The sequence below is a fragment of the Mesorhizobium sp. M0048 genome (assembly GCF_040323405.1).
GTDB lineage: Bacteria > Pseudomonadota > Alphaproteobacteria > Rhizobiales > Rhizobiaceae > Mesorhizobium.
In genome coordinates this window covers 338,466-351,909 of the sequence record NZ_JAMYUV010000002.1, presented here as the reverse complement: position 1 = coordinate 351,909, position 13,444 = coordinate 338,466, and the positions used below count along the sequence as shown (strand labels likewise).

The following is a 13,444-nucleotide window of genomic DNA, read 5'->3' as shown; positions in this document are numbered from 1 at the left end:
TTCCCTTGCTTCAACAAAGTTCCCGAGCGCTGCGCTCCGGAAGCGACCGCCTTGGGCTGGGCACGGGAACATCGAAGCGCGCTTGGTGTTAGGAGCCATAATCGACCAACCGCGCGCATATGCTCGGCAGCAATGCATCTGCTGGTTGTACGAGGCAGACCGGGATCTCGCGGTGTGCGGTGGAATCGAAGGGAGATTGGAATGTCTGAATCGAAGACGACCACCGATCATGATGAAATCCGCCGTTGGGCCGAGGATCGCGATGGCCGGCCGGCGGTGGTGCGCACCAAGGGCGAGGGCGGCATACTGCGCATCGACTTCGGCGAGCCTGAAGAGACGTTCGAGCCTGTCGAATGGGACGAGTTCTTCAGGATATTCGACGAGAACGAACTGGCCTTCCTCTACCAGGAAGAGACCAGCGGCGGCAAAACCAGCCGCTTCAACAAATTCGTCGAACGCAACCGGAAAGGCTGACCTCGTCTGATTGCCGGCAACTGCCGCGGTCAGTGCAGCAGGTTCGCTCCACGTGCCCTGACGATGTTTCGCATGATGCCGTTGAGCCAGTCCTCGGTGGAGGAGCCGGATGGTCTCCGGTCGATTTCGCCGATAGCCTGTTCGAGCGTCCGCTCGACCAGCCGGTCGGAGGCCTCGACATCTCCCAGCAGCAGGCGCGCCGCGAGCCTGAGCTTAGGCAGCAGCGAAAATACGTCGTCCGAGGGCTCCGACGCTCGACCTCCTGTCGATGCCGACGTCTCGGCTGGAAAGAGAGCGTCGAAAACAGCCTGGGCGTCCGAGGATTTTCGGAGGCTGCTGGCATACCGAAGCCGCTCGGGAATAACGATGTCTTCATCGCCGCTGAAAAACACGAACGGCACGCCACGGCGCATCAGTTCGTCGGCGATCGGAAATACCCGTCGTCCGTTGAGATTGATGTCCAGGATCGCGGCTTCGGCCTCGTCCGTATGTTTCGATGCCTGTTCCACCGTCGCTACCGGGCCAAGCACCACGGCGCCCATCTTGCTGAAATAACGTGCAAGATCCCCCGCCAGCATCCATTCGTCCTCGACGATCAGGATATGCAGGCCTTGCAGGTCGCGCACCTCATTGTTCCTTCTTTCTGCGGGATCTACGCTTGTCGGCGCGGACTTCTGCAAAGTGGCGCTCCAATACCTCTTGCAACCGTTCCGCGAGCGCGAGCAGGCGAGCCGGAATGTTTTCAGATACCGGGAACTTGGTCAGATCCGGCGAGGGCAACAGAATTCGCTTGGCCGGCTTTATTTCAGGTGATCGTTTTGCCATTGGAACCGCCTCCAAAGTCAAATGTTAATGCCCACCGGCGGTACTTTGTTCCGTTGGTGGACTATTTACTGGCCTCAGGCTCGGCCCGGTCTTAATCTGAGGCGCGATTTGGGTCTAAGGCCCGATTTGACGGCTTTGTGTTTGCGGCTGTTACCAGGGGCTTGGCGTGGCATCCCAGAATGGAAGATTTCCCATAGTCGGGGTCGGCGCATCGGCCGGCGGCATTCCCGCGATGGAGGGCCTGTTCAAAGGGCTGACCGGCGACACTGGCATGGCGTTCGTCGTCGTCACGCATCTCAGCCCGGAGCGGGAAAGCCTGCTGCACGAGGTCATCCGACGTTACACCGAAATGCCGGTCTTGGTGGCCGAGGAGGGGGCAGCGGTCCAACCCGACCAGGTCTATGTGATGCCGCAAAACGTCGTCCTCACCATCCGTAAGGGCGCGCTTTCGCTGCGCCGGCCGAACACGCTCAACCGCGAGCGCAAGCCGATCGATATCTTCTTCAGCGCATTGGCCGAGGACCAGGGCGAGTATGCCGTCGGCATTATTTTGTCGGGTGGCGATTCGGACGGCACGCTTGGCGCCAGGGCCATCAAGGAGCATGGCGGGCTGACCATTGCCCAGGCCTCCAACGGTTCCGGCCCCCGCAATCCAGATATGCCGCAGAGCGCGATTTCGAGCGGCCTGATCGACATAGCGGCGCCCGCCGAGCAGATCGGTGCAAAGCTTCAGGCGTTTGTCCGCGGTTTCGACGTGCTGAACGGCCTGACCGAAGCGGACGACGAACGCAAGGCCGAGATAGATCGAGCCCGCGATGAAATCTACGCCATTTTGCGCAGCCATTCCGGTCACGACTTTTCCGGCTACAAGGCCAAGACGTTCCTGCGTCGCGTAAAGCGGCGCATGCAGATAACGCAGCTACAGTCGATCAGCACCTACATAGAACGGCTGAAGAGGGATCCCGACGAGGTGGCGAAGCTGTTTCGCGACCTGCTCATCAATGTCACCAGCTTTTTTCGGGACGCCGAAGCGTTCAAATTGCTGGAGGACAAGATCATACCGCAGATTTTCGAGGGCAGGAACGCGTCCGATGCGGTGCGTGTCTGGGTGCCCGGCTGCGCCACCGGCGAGGAGGTGTTCTCGATCGGCATGCTGATGCGCGAGCGCATGGAGAAACTTCCCGCGCCGCCGCGCGTCCAGATATTCGCGACCGACATCGACGAGCCGGCGCTCGCGGTGGCGCGTGCGGCGCGTTATCCCGAAGCGCTGCTGCACGGGCTATCGCCACAGCGCAGGCAACGCTTTTTCCACAGCGACGGCGAGAGCTATGTGCTGGCCAAAGAGGTGCGCGAACTCTGCATTTTTTCCCCGCACAGCGTCATCCGCGATCCTCCGTTCTCGCGTATGGATATGATTTCGTGCCGCAACCTGTTGATCTATTTCGGCCCGCAGATCCAGAACCGGGTCGTCCCGATCTTCCACTATGCGCTGAGGCCGGGCGGTTATCTGTTCCTCGGCACCTCGGAAAGCGTCGGTCAGCACGGCGACCTGTTCGCCACGGTCGATAAAAAGCAGCGGATATTCCAGGCGCGGGAACATGCCACGCCGCGACCGCCGGTCCTGATCGGCAATGGCTTCACAGCTGCCCTGCCGGCGGGACGCCGTGGCTCAAAAAACGATGGCGCGAGCCATTCGCTGCGCCAGGCAATCGAGGCTCAGGTGCTGGAGCGGTTCGCCCCGCCTCACGTGCTGGTCAATGGCGATGGCGACATCGTCTACTATTCGGCGCGGACGGGTAAATATCTGGAAGCGCCGCAAGGTGCCCCGAGCCGGCAGTTGCTGACCTTGGCCCGCCGCGGGCTGAGACTTGAGATGCGCGCCGCGTTGCGGGAAGCAGCAACGACGCGCCGCACGGTCGTGCGGGAGAACATAGCGGTCGAAGAAGACGACGGACAGCTTCAGTTCATTACACTGACAGTCGAGCCGTACACGGAACGCAGCAATGGCGAGCCCCTCTACCTCGTCCTGTTCAATCCGGTGGGGCAGGCCCAGATACGCTCCGATCCGGCCCGCGAAAGCCGCGGCACAGACGACGCGGCCGATCTCGAACGGGAGTTGCGCGACACGCGCGAGCGGCTGCAGTCGACCATCGAGGAGTACGAAACCGCGCTGGAGGAAGTAAAATCTTCGAACGAGGAACTCGTCTCCGTCAATGAAGAGGCACAGTCGACGAATGAGGAGCTTGAGGCCTCGAAGGAGGAAATGCAGTCGCTCAACGAAGAGCTCAACACCATCAATGCGGAACTGACCGGCAAGATAGAGGAACTCGATCGCGCCAACAGCGATCTCAGAAACCTGTTCGAAAGCACGGAAATCGCCACCATCTTCCTCGACCGCAACCTTGTGGTGCGAACCTTTACTCCTGCCGCGTCGTCGTTCTTCAACTTGCGTCCGTCAGATGTCGGCCGACCGCTGACCGATCTTTCGAGCCAACTCGACTACCCCGAGTTGAAGCGGCACATCCAGGCGGTGTTCGAGACGGGAGAGACCCTGAACCATCACCTTGCGCGCGACGACAAGGGCCGGTTCTACCTGGTCCGCATCAACCCTTACCGGGACAAGAGCGGCAGCATCCAGGGCGTGGTCGTGACACTGATCGACGTGACGACACTGGCGCAGGCTGAAGAGCGTCAGCAGGTGCTCATCTCGGAGCTGAACCATCGCGTCAAGAACATGCTGGCGGTTGTCGCCAGCATCACCAACCGGACGCGGGAATACTCGGCGTCAAAAGACGAGTTCGCTGAAGCTTTGATCGGCCGTCTGCATGCAATGTCACGAGCCTACAGTCTGCTCTCGCGCGAAAGCTGGACGGAAGCCTCCGTCGAGGAACTGCTGCGCCAGGAGCTTGGTCCCTTCGGGGCCGAACGGTTCGAGCTCGATGGCAAGCGGGTAAGCCTCAAGCCTGTACAGGGGCTTTCGTTCGGCATGGCAATCCATGAACTGGCGACCAATGCCGCTAAATATGGCGCACTGTCGAAGCCTGCCGGGCGGATAATTGTGAAATGGTCGGTGGTGGATGGAACCTTCAAGCTCGTCTGGCGCGAGAAGGGCGGCCCCCGCATCAAGGAGCCAACCGACAGCGGCTTCGGCCTTACCCTTCTGCGCGGAGAAATCGGCTACAGGCTGGGCGGAAAAATTGAAACAACTTTCCGCTCAAATGGTTTGGAGGCGGAAATTGCATTCCCTCTGACCCGCGAGGGCTCGTCGTGACCGGAAAGGTGCGTGTGCTGATCGTCGAGGATGAATGGCTGATCGCCGACGACGCGGCGGCTTACCTGCGCAAAGCCGGCCATCAGGTGGTTGGACCGGTTTCGTCGGTAACGGCAGCACTTCGGCTCGTTGGCGAAGGCGGCATCGACGCGGCGTTGTTGGATATCCAGTTGAACGACGAAACCAGCTATCCGATCGCGGAAGCGTTGCAAACGCGCGGTGTTCCGTTCGCCTTCCTCTCCGGGTACGGCGAACGCGAAATTCCAGCCGGGTTCCGCGCTTGCAGGATCGTGCAGAAGCCGGCGAGCCAAAGTGCGATTTTGAATGCCGTAGATGAACTCGCGCGCGCCGGCTGAATTCCTGTCGTTCCAGCGGGCCCGCCTTTTCAATCCAGCGGCTTGTCGGTGGGGCAGCGAGGTGCCAGCCTGCCGCCGCCGATTCCGGTCGAGGCCTTCCGGAACCATTTCCGCCATCGTTTGTTCGGCTCGAAGAAAGGAGCCGCGCGAAATGGAGCGACGTAACGCGTTAATTGCGATGGTGATTTCGGCCATCATCATCGTCGGCTTTCTCATAGGCTTTTTGTACGGCGATATGGGCTGGCAAACCTCGCCGCTCAAAAGAGCCCCTGAACAGAACCAGGGTGGCAATGCTCCGGCCGATACCTCGCCTGCCGCCGGCATCAAGAAGAACCCCAAGGAAAATACCGAAATGCCAGGCCAGCAATGAAGGCCGGTCCAGCAATGAAGTTAACCAATGCCACGAACTGAAACGGGCTCCTGTTTTTGCGGCGCCATAACGGCGGAGATGCGCGGCGAGCCTTTCTGGATTTGCTCCGATCACGATGACGACTGTCGCAAGGCGATAGGAAGCCCTCTGACGGTGTGGGTCGGTTATCGGCCTTCCGAATTCACGTTGCTCACCGGCACGCCGAGGACCTTTTCGAAAACCTCCGGCGTGCTCCGGTCCTTCTGCGCGGATTGCGGGACATCGATCGGCTATGTCGACCAAGGGTTGCCCGACGAACTCTATCTGGCAATCGGCTTTCTCGATCACCCCGAACGGTTTCCGCCACAGGCCCATGCATACTGGGACATGAGGTTGCCCTGGGTCGACTTTCCAGACGAGCTGCCGCGGGTGGGGACGTATTCGAGGCGGCGAGATCCGACCTTCGGAAATCCGGCGGAACGCTAGCCTGGGGTCCTTGCAAGTTGGAAGACGTGCCATCGGGGCTGCGTACGAAAACGACAGTTGGCGCGGGGCCGAAAACGCGCAATTATCGGCCGATGAGCCGCCGTTTGGATGACAAGCTCGATTGCAAGGCGTGCGGGACGATCCTGATGGATATTCCTGACGACCCGAAGGATTCGACGCCGATCTATTGCAGCAATTGCGGCGCCTATCTCGGCGAATGGGGCGAGCTGCAGGAGGATTTCTATAAACAGGCTTTCGGTGCCCAGGCCTTCGATCTGAACAACGGAACCATCATCAAGAAATAATCCTGGATTGCGCAGGCCTTCCGCCGGCCCAAGCCACGGCCTGCTGGCCCGGCTATTCGCAGCAATTGCCGTTCGGACCGGGCCATCTGGAACTTTTCTCCCGACCCGCTTGTTTGGGTGGCGGAAGGAGAAACGCCATGAGCACAAAACCTCCCCCTGTTCCACCGGAGAATCTGAGCCCAAAAGGAGCCGGTGACAAAAAACCGGTAGCCGCCGACCAAGCACCGCACGGCCAATCGACCGTGCCGGATCCCGACAAGCAGGGCCAGCAAGGCAATACGAAGGTCAACACCACCCATCAAGGCAACGTCCAGGATCGCTAGGTCATGTCCACGTCGAAGAAGACTCCTGCCAGCATCCGCCAGGGTGGTCCCGGCGCGGCGCACGAAAACGCCAAGAAGCCGCTGAGCGTCGAAAAGCCGCCGGCCGATTCCGACCGGCGCAGCCACAGCAAGGTCTCCGGGGGCGGCGGCGAACGCGACAGCCACCATACCCACGACCCCGAAAAGAAAAGCGACACCCGGCCTGCGCATCAGGGCAAGTGAAATCGGGTGGCGACGCGAAGATCGGTGGCTCGAACGAAATTTCAGCGGGGACGGCGCGCCGAGGCGAACGGCACGACATTGTCGACATTTGCCGCCGGCAAATCAAACAGCATCGGAAGCCCTCGCGTCGCGGCCATCTCCACGATCAGCTCTTCGATGGAGTGATTGGTCAGACGCGTCTCCACGCCCAGCCGGATCATCGCCGCCAGCTTGTGCACCGGCACCGGCACGGACTTCGCCCGGTCGTCGAGCAGCTTGCTGATTTCGATCACGACGTCTGCGTCGATATCCCTGGGCAAGTCTCGCATAAGCGCCTCCCCGCCAAACGAAACGAAAAGCCCGCCGCACCTTTCGATACGGCGGGCGATCCAGTAATGCGCACCGGCGAGGGGATCGGGTGGGCGTGCCGGCGCGCGCAGATCGCAAGTATTTTAGTTAAATCCGCCAGCCTCGATGTGTCACGCGAAAACGTCTGTACGTTTTTACCGAACCGCGCGGATCGTTGGCTCTCCCCGCGTCGCGCGGCGCGACCGCACGGATGGCGTGACCCTCTGCCCTCCGGACAACGAACCTAAACAGTATACATTATAAACTTAAAACATCTTGCCAGGCGATCCAGCCTGTGCTCCACTTCACATTGGAACGTGGCCTGCAGGTCGAATTCTCTCGATATGTAGCTTCATTTCAACGGATACTGCGAGAACACCAGCCTCAAACGATATACGAAATCTTCGCATGGAAAGGCGTGGATGACGGAAACGATAGAGCTCAAACGGGTTGGCGATGGCAATCTGCGTGCCCAGGTCTATCAACAAATCCGTCTGACCATACAGCATGGCGAATTGGCGCCTGGCCAGAAGCTCGTAGATGTGGACATTGCCGCCCAGCTCGGCATTTCCAGAATGCCTGTCCGCGACGCCTTGATGCAGTTGGTGCATGAGGGCTATCTCGTCGGCACCACACGCGGCTTCACGCTGCCCACGCTTACCGCAACGGATGTCGCCGACATCTTCGAGGTCCGCCGCTTGCTCGAGCCGCGGGCCGCCGCACACGCTGCGCGGACACTCGACGCCGCTGGCCTCAAGACGCTTGCGGCCGCGCTTCGGGAGGCGGAGGCTGCGGCTGCCGGCGGCGATGCCGACCGCTTCTTCCAGGCCAATTCGGCATTCAGGAATTGTTGGCTCGGCGCTGTCGAGAACCAGCGCCTTTCACAAACCATTGCAAGGTTCGCCGACCATGTCCTCGTCGTCCGTTTAAGGACGCTGTCGCACCAGCCGACGCAGGCCGTCGTCGTGGCCGGCATGCGCGCAATCTATGAGGCATTCGTCAAGCGCGACGCCGTCGCCGCTTACGACCGCATGACCCATTTCATTCAGAACGCCGAGGAGCGTTTCATGAAGCTGAGCCCTCCGTCTCAAAATTCCACAGGTGAAGGTGAGAGCATGTCGCAGCGGGGGAAACCATGACCAGGAAGCAGCACCCGCTGAAAGGGCCGAACAGGTTCAAGCTCGGCGTCTTCTCCATGAACGCCGATGGCGGCCTGGCAATGACCACCGTTCCCGAGCGCTGGCGTGCCCGCTGGGAAGACAACCTCAATTCCGCCTGCATCGCCGACCGCGCCGGCCTCGAGTTTCTGCTGCCGATCGCCCGCTGGCGCGGCTTCGGCGGTTTGACGCATGTGCGGGAATGGTCGTTTGAGACGTTCACCTGGGCGGCGGGTCTTGCTGTCGCCACGGAAAACATCGGCCTGTTCATGACGGTGCATGTGCCGCTGGTTCATCCGCTGCAGGCTGCCAAAGCGCTTGCGACGGTCGACCACATCTCCAACGGGCGTGCCGGCTTGAACATCGTCTGCGGCTGGAACCCGGACGAGTTCGCCATGTTCGGGCAGACGGTCGGCGAGCGGACCTACGATCAGGCCGAGGAATGGATCAACATCATCGTGCGTGCCTATCAATCGAGGGAGCCGTTCGACTTCAGCGGCGAGTTCTATGATCTGAAGAGTGTCGTTAGCCGGCCGCCAAGCTTGCAAGTGCCACGACCGGTGACCATGAACGCCGCCTTCGGCGCGCCGGGGCGCAACTACGCGGCGCGCCACTGTGACTATCTGTTTTCGACTTTTTCCGAAATTGCCGACGGCCGTGCGCATGTGGTCGACATTACGAACCGCGCGGCCGAAGTCGGGCGCGAAGTCGGCGTCTATACGGTCTGTCACGTCGTCTGCCGGGAGACCCAGCAGGAAGCCGAGGACTACTACCGGCACTACGCGCTGGAATGCGCGGACGAGGGTGCCGTCGACGAGCATATGCGCAAGAAGAAGGAATTCGCGAACTCGCATGACGCGAAGGCCTTCACCGAATATCGGCAGAGGTTCGCCGGCGGTGCCGGGACCTTCCCGCTCATCGGCACGCCGGAAAAGATCGTCGACGACCTCACCGAGATCATGGAACAGGGTTATTCCGGCGCCGCCCTCACATTCGTCAACTACACCTACGAACTGCCCTTCTTCTGCGACCGCGTGCTGCCGCTGATGCGCCAGGCCGGGCTTCGAGTAAATTGATGCCGGCCGCCGCCATTCCGACGCTATGGGTGGATGGGCACAACGCCATCGATCCGCGCGCGTTCAAGCAGGCTATGCGAGCCGTGGCGGGCTCCGTCGCCATCCTCGCGTCGGAGCATGACGAGATCGGCTTTTGCGGCATCACGGCGACCGCTCTCTGCTCGTTCAGTGCCGAGCCGCCTTCGCTGCTTGCCTGTGTCAACCGCGGCAGCACCTTTGCCTCGGCCATTCGCGAAGGTTTGCCTTTTTCGGTCAATCTTCCCGCCGGCGACCAGGAGAACGTTGTGCGTGCGTTTGGCGGCATGACCAAAGCCAAGGGCGCCGCGCGGTTCTCGTCCGGATCATGGGTGCGCGGCGAAACCGGCGCGCCCTTGCTTGTCGGCGCGAGGGCAATGTTCGAATGCCGGGTGGCCGAAATCATTGTGCGGGCGTCGCACATGATCGTCATCGGCATCGTCTCGGGCGTTGCGCTGGATCGCGCTCACCGATCGCCGGTCTTCTACGCGCATGGGCGGTTCCTGACAGTAGGAGATGATGTCAACTAACCGCCGTTCGTGTGGCGGCGAAGCGTGCAATTTCAGATCGGCCCGATGATGGGCTCCGGCGAAGTGAATCTATCAGAGGGAATACGGCAATGCGCATTTGGAAATCCCTTGTTCTGGCTGCACTCATGTCGGGTGTGGCGGGTATCGCCATGGCCGAAGAGGTCGTCCTTAACGCCGTGCATTTTACGCCGACGCAGAACGGCTACGCCCAGAGCTTCCTGAAGTTCGTTCAGAAGGTGAACGAAAAGGGCAAGGGCTTGGTCCAGATCAACGTGCGTGGCGGGCCGGAGGTCATTCCACCGATCCAGCAGGGCGCGGCGCTCAGGAGCGGCCTGATCGATGTGATCGACACACCGGCAGGGCAGTTCCTCGAACTCGTGGCCGAAGGCGAGGTTTTCTCCGCATCGACGAAGACGCCCTGGGAGGTTCGCGACAATGGCGGCTGGGACTTCATCAGCGCAATTTTCGAGAAGAAGGCCAATGCCCATCTGCTGGCGCATGTCGACGCGGGCTCGGGCTTCAACGTCTTCACCGTCGACGAACCCAAGCTCAACAGCGAAGGCAGCATCGACTGGGGCAGTTTGAAGATCCGCTCGTCGCCGCTCTATCGCGATTTCCTCGAATCCCTGGGCGCGACAGTGATCGTGCAGGCGCCGGGGGATGTCTATACCTCGCTCGAGCGCGGCGTCGTCAATGCCAACGCCTATACCGTATTTGGCTATGCATCCTTCGGCTGGGACAAATTCACCAAATACCGTGTCGATCCGCAATTCTTCAAAACCGACGTGCTGATCTCGATCAACAAGGCCAGATGGGACACGCTGTCGCCCGAGGCGCAGAAGCTGCTTGCCGACACGGCCGTCGAATACGAGCGCGCGAGCTATGACGCCAACCTTGCCGAATCCGAAAAACAGGCACAGGCGATGATCGACGGCGGGCAGAAGGTTGTCAGCTTGACCGGCGCCGGCCGCGACAAATTCCTGGCGGCTGCCACGCAGGCGAGCTGGGCGAGAATGGCCAAACGCGATCCCACCAACATCGATCAGTTGAAGAAATTCTTTCAGTAGCCCGAGCCGAGGGTGCCTTGTGCGCCCTCCATCAAAGCTGGGCCAAGGGGCAAAGGTGGACATCAGGGTCGTCGGGCATGGACAGATTGTTTGCAGCGATTGGGAAGCTGAGCCTTGCGTTGGCGGCGGTGGCAAAAGTGGTGCTTGGCCTCATCATTGTCGCGGTGGTTGCTGATGTGTGCGTCCGCAATCTGGGCCTGAGGCCGCTCGCCTGGGCAGTATCGGCGACGGAATACGGCTTGCTTTACGCGGCATTTCTGCCGATGCCCTGGCTGGTCCACAGCAAGGGCCATGTCTTCGTCGAGTTCCTGCGCAAGGCGCTGCCGGTGCGGGCACGGGCGGTGCTTGAAAAGCTGGTCTACCTCGCCTGCATTGCCGTCAGCCTCTACCTCGGCAGCGTCGCTCTGTCGTCCCTGACAAGTGCCGTGGCGGGCGGCGAATATGAAACGCGCAGCTTCGACATGCCGAAATGGCTGGTCTTTCTGCCCATCATGCTCGCCTTCTACCTCTCGGCGCTGGAATGGCTAAGATATTTTCTCGGCCGTGACACGCTGTACACGCTGGATCCTCTGGAAATGGAAGGGCTCTGACCGGTGGCCTGGCTGTTTCCATTCGCCGTGCTCGTTGGCACCATCCTGGTATTGATGGGGCTGGGGCTGCCGGTCGCCTTCGCGTTCTTCGTCACCAATGTGATCGGGCTGTATCTGTTCTTCGGCGGTTCGATCGGCGTGACGCAGATGGTCGCCAACTTCTCCGACGCTGTCTCGACCTATGCGCTTGCCCCGCTGCCGATGTTTCTTGTCATGGGCAGCCTGTTCTTCCGCTCCGGCCTCGGCGAGAAGGTCATCTACGCGCTCGACCTGTGCATCGGCAATCTGCGCGGTCGCCTCGCCTATGTCGTCCTCGCCGCCGGCACGATCTTTTCCGCGCTGTCGGGCTCGAGCCTCGCCAATACCGGCATGATGGGCTCGCTGATGGTGCCCGAGATGCTGAAGCGGGGCTACAAGCCGCATATGGCCTACGGCCCGGTGCTTGGCGCCGGAAGCCTTGCCGTCATCATCCCGCCATCCTCGCTGGCCGTCTTGCTCGGCTCGCTTGCCCAGATCGACGTCGGCGCGCTGCTCATAGCGGGGGCTCTGCCCGGGCTGCTGCTCGTTGTCATGTACGCAGCGCTGATCTTCGCCCAGACGAAGATCGACCCGGACGCCGCTCCGCACTATCCGGTGCCCGCCGTTCCCGCGGCCGAGAAGGTGAGGGCGGTCGCCGTCAACATCATTCCGATGAGCGTCATCGTGTTCATGGTGGTCGGCACGATCATCCTTGGGATAGCGACGCCGACGGAATCGGCGGGACTCGGCTGTGCCGCGGTTTTCGCCTTGTTGTTTGTCTACCGACGGTTCAGCTGGTCGGTTGTCTGGAAGTCGCTGGACGATGCGATGAAGGTCACCGGCATGACCTTCCTGATCATCTCGGCTTCGACGACGTTCTCGCAGATATTCGCCTTCTCCGGCGCCTCCAACGGCTTTATCCAGTTCATCGTCGGCTACGATCTTGGACCGTATCCCATGCTGCTCATGATGGTGCTCGTCATCCTGCTGCTCGGCATGTTCATGGATCAGGTCTCGATGATGCTGATCACGCTGCCGATCTTCCTGCCGATCGCCCAGCAATTCGGCTACGAGCCCGTATGGTTCGGGCTGATCCTGCTGCTCGCCTACGAGGTCGGCTTCACCACGCCGCCGTTTGGCCTGCTGCTGTTCATCATGATCGGTGTCGCGCCGAAAGGCACATCGCTCAAAACGGTTGCCATGTCAGCGGCGCCTTACATCGCGCTGACGCTTCTGCTGATCCTGCTGATTGTCCTCTTTCCGCAGATCGCTCTCTTTCTTCCGAATTTGATCTAGCCGAACTCGATCCAGAGGGTCTCCACATGCGCTTTGCCTATCTTGCCTTCTTCCATGACGACCGCGAGGCAAATTTGGCCATCGCCGGTGAAGACGTTGACGCTGTGCGGCGCGTGATTGCGTCGACCCCGGGCCTTGCGCTTGCCAACATCTACCTGCCCGAAGTGGCGACGGACATGTTCAACAACGATGGTCCACCGCCGGTCTTTGGCTTCCAGCTCTATTTCGACGACTTGGCGGACATGGAGGCGGCGCTGGCGCCGTCCGGCCATCTGCAGGCACTTGCCGCACCCGGCATGCTGTCGAGCATCGCCGGTTCGAGGCCGACGCAACAGGCAATGTGCGTGCGTCCGTTTCCCGTCGATGACGCTGGCGTCAAGACGTCCGGGCTGCCCTGCAGCTATCTTGTCCACTATCCCGGGCCGGCCGAAGACATGAATGTCTGGCTCCACCACTATGTGACGCATCATCCGCAATTGATGCGGGGCTTCCCCGCCATCCGCCACATCGAGGTTCTGTCGCGACTGGATTGGTGCGGTTCGCTGCCCTGGCCGCGGATCGACCATATGCAGCGCAATCGTGTCATGTTCGACAGTCCCGCTGCATTGACGCACGCGCTGCAATCGCCGGCGCGGCTGGAGATGCGCGCCGACTACAAGACTTTTCCGCCGTTTTCAGGCGGCAGCCGGCATTTTCCGATGTCGACGGAAGCCGTGCATCCTTCGTCAAGGGCCACATAGGCAAACAGGTTTTGCCG

18 protein-coding genes are annotated in these 13,444 nt (G+C 61.0%); 15 read left to right on the top strand and 3 right to left on the bottom strand.

Going from position 1 to position 13,444, the window contains the following annotated elements:
* Positions 1-201: 201 nt before the first annotated feature.
* Positions 202-474 carry a hypothetical protein gene (locus NKJ84_RS03925; protein ID WP_352505415.1) on the top strand — a complete coding sequence of 91 codons (273 nt, stop codon included), beginning with the start codon at positions 202-204 and terminating at the stop codon, positions 472-474.
* A gap of 29 nt (positions 475-503) precedes the next feature.
* Here the strand turns inward: NKJ84_RS03925 and NKJ84_RS03920 are convergent, their stop codons facing one another.
* Both NKJ84_RS03920 and NKJ84_RS03915 read right to left on the bottom strand, forming a co-directional pair.
* On the bottom strand, positions 504-1,100 hold the full coding sequence (locus NKJ84_RS03920; RefSeq protein ID WP_352505414.1) for a response regulator: 597 nt from the start codon (positions 1,098-1,100) through the stop codon (positions 504-506).
* A 1-nt stretch (position 1,101) separates the two neighbouring features.
* A complete protein-coding gene (locus tag NKJ84_RS03915; protein ID WP_352505413.1) occupies positions 1,102-1,299 on the bottom strand; it encodes a hypothetical protein in 198 nt (65 codons plus the stop codon).
* Positions 1,300-1,465: 166 nt separating this feature from the next.
* Here NKJ84_RS03915 and NKJ84_RS03910 point away from each other — a divergent pair, with 166 nt between their 5' ends.
* The 7 genes from NKJ84_RS03910 to NKJ84_RS03880 all read left to right on the top strand — a co-directional run bounded on the left by NKJ84_RS03910 (position 1,466) and on the right by NKJ84_RS03880 (position 6,611).
* Positions 1,466-4,570 (top strand): CheR family methyltransferase, encoded by a 3,105-nt coding sequence (locus NKJ84_RS03910; RefSeq protein WP_352505412.1) that lies wholly within the window; start codon positions 1,466-1,468, stop codon positions 4,568-4,570.
* 14 nt (positions 4,571-4,584) lie between these two features.
* Complete coding sequence (locus NKJ84_RS03905) at positions 4,585-4,926, top strand: response regulator (RefSeq protein ID WP_352505411.1); 342 nt, start codon at positions 4,585-4,587, stop codon at positions 4,924-4,926.
* 151 nt (positions 4,927-5,077) lie between these two features.
* On the top strand, positions 5,078-5,296 hold the full coding sequence (locus NKJ84_RS03900; protein WP_254818791.1) for a hypothetical protein: 219 nt from the start codon (positions 5,078-5,080) through the stop codon (positions 5,294-5,296).
* 27 nt (positions 5,297-5,323) lie between these two features.
* Positions 5,324-5,761 carry a GFA family protein gene (locus tag NKJ84_RS03895; RefSeq protein ID WP_352505410.1) on the top strand — a complete coding sequence of 146 codons (438 nt, stop codon included), beginning with the start codon at positions 5,324-5,326 and terminating at the stop codon, positions 5,759-5,761.
* A gap of 146 nt (positions 5,762-5,907) precedes the next feature.
* The gene (locus NKJ84_RS03890; protein WP_352505409.1) at positions 5,908-6,066 is read left to right on the top strand and encodes a hypothetical protein; all 159 of its coding nucleotides are present in this window, start codon (positions 5,908-5,910) and stop codon (positions 6,064-6,066) included.
* A gap of 137 nt (positions 6,067-6,203) precedes the next feature.
* Complete coding sequence (locus NKJ84_RS03885; protein ID WP_254818788.1) at positions 6,204-6,389, top strand: hypothetical protein; 186 nt, start codon at positions 6,204-6,206, stop codon at positions 6,387-6,389.
* 3 nt (positions 6,390-6,392) lie between these two features.
* Positions 6,393-6,611: a hypothetical protein gene (locus NKJ84_RS03880; RefSeq protein WP_352505408.1), complete on the top strand. Its 219-nt coding sequence runs from the start codon at positions 6,393-6,395 to the stop codon at positions 6,609-6,611.
* A 41-nt stretch (positions 6,612-6,652) separates the two neighbouring features.
* Here NKJ84_RS03880 and NKJ84_RS03875 read toward each other — a convergent pair whose 3' ends face one another.
* Positions 6,653-6,919, bottom strand: a complete 267-nt coding sequence (locus tag NKJ84_RS03875) for a hypothetical protein (protein ID WP_352505406.1) — start codon at positions 6,917-6,919, stop codon at positions 6,653-6,655.
* A gap of 441 nt (positions 6,920-7,360) precedes the next feature.
* Between NKJ84_RS03875 and NKJ84_RS03870 the strand changes: the two genes are divergently transcribed.
* The 7 genes from NKJ84_RS03870 (at position 7,361) to NKJ84_RS03840 (ending at position 13,427) form a co-directional block, all read left to right on the top strand.
* On the top strand, positions 7,361-8,077 hold the full coding sequence (locus tag NKJ84_RS03870) for a GntR family transcriptional regulator (RefSeq protein WP_352505405.1): 717 nt from the start codon (positions 7,361-7,363) through the stop codon (positions 8,075-8,077).
* On the top strand, positions 8,074-9,171 hold the full coding sequence (locus tag NKJ84_RS03865) for an LLM class flavin-dependent oxidoreductase (RefSeq protein ID WP_352505404.1): 1,098 nt from the start codon (positions 8,074-8,076) through the stop codon (positions 9,169-9,171). The genes NKJ84_RS03870 and NKJ84_RS03865 overlap by 4 nt, the downstream gene beginning before the upstream one ends.
* Positions 9,171-9,716, top strand: coding sequence for a flavin reductase family protein (locus tag NKJ84_RS03860; protein ID WP_254818785.1), 546 nt, complete (start codon positions 9,171-9,173; stop codon positions 9,714-9,716). The genes NKJ84_RS03865 and NKJ84_RS03860 overlap by 1 nt, the downstream gene beginning before the upstream one ends.
* Before the next feature lie 89 nt (positions 9,717-9,805).
* Entirely contained in the window at positions 9,806-10,783 is a 978-nt protein-coding gene (dctP, locus tag NKJ84_RS03855) for a TRAP transporter substrate-binding protein DctP (RefSeq protein WP_352505403.1), read from the top strand.
* A gap of 77 nt (positions 10,784-10,860) precedes the next feature.
* Positions 10,861-11,373: a TRAP transporter small permease gene (locus NKJ84_RS03850; RefSeq protein WP_352505402.1), complete on the top strand. Its 513-nt coding sequence runs from the start codon at positions 10,861-10,863 to the stop codon at positions 11,371-11,373.
* Positions 11,374-11,376: 3 nt separating this feature from the next.
* Positions 11,377-12,687: a TRAP transporter large permease gene (locus NKJ84_RS03845; RefSeq protein ID WP_254818782.1), complete on the top strand. Its 1,311-nt coding sequence runs from the start codon at positions 11,377-11,379 to the stop codon at positions 12,685-12,687.
* Positions 12,688-12,713: 26 nt separating this feature from the next.
* Positions 12,714-13,427 carry a hypothetical protein gene (locus tag NKJ84_RS03840; RefSeq protein WP_352505400.1) on the top strand — a complete coding sequence of 238 codons (714 nt, stop codon included), beginning with the start codon at positions 12,714-12,716 and terminating at the stop codon, positions 13,425-13,427.
* Positions 13,428-13,444 lie beyond the last annotated feature (17 nt).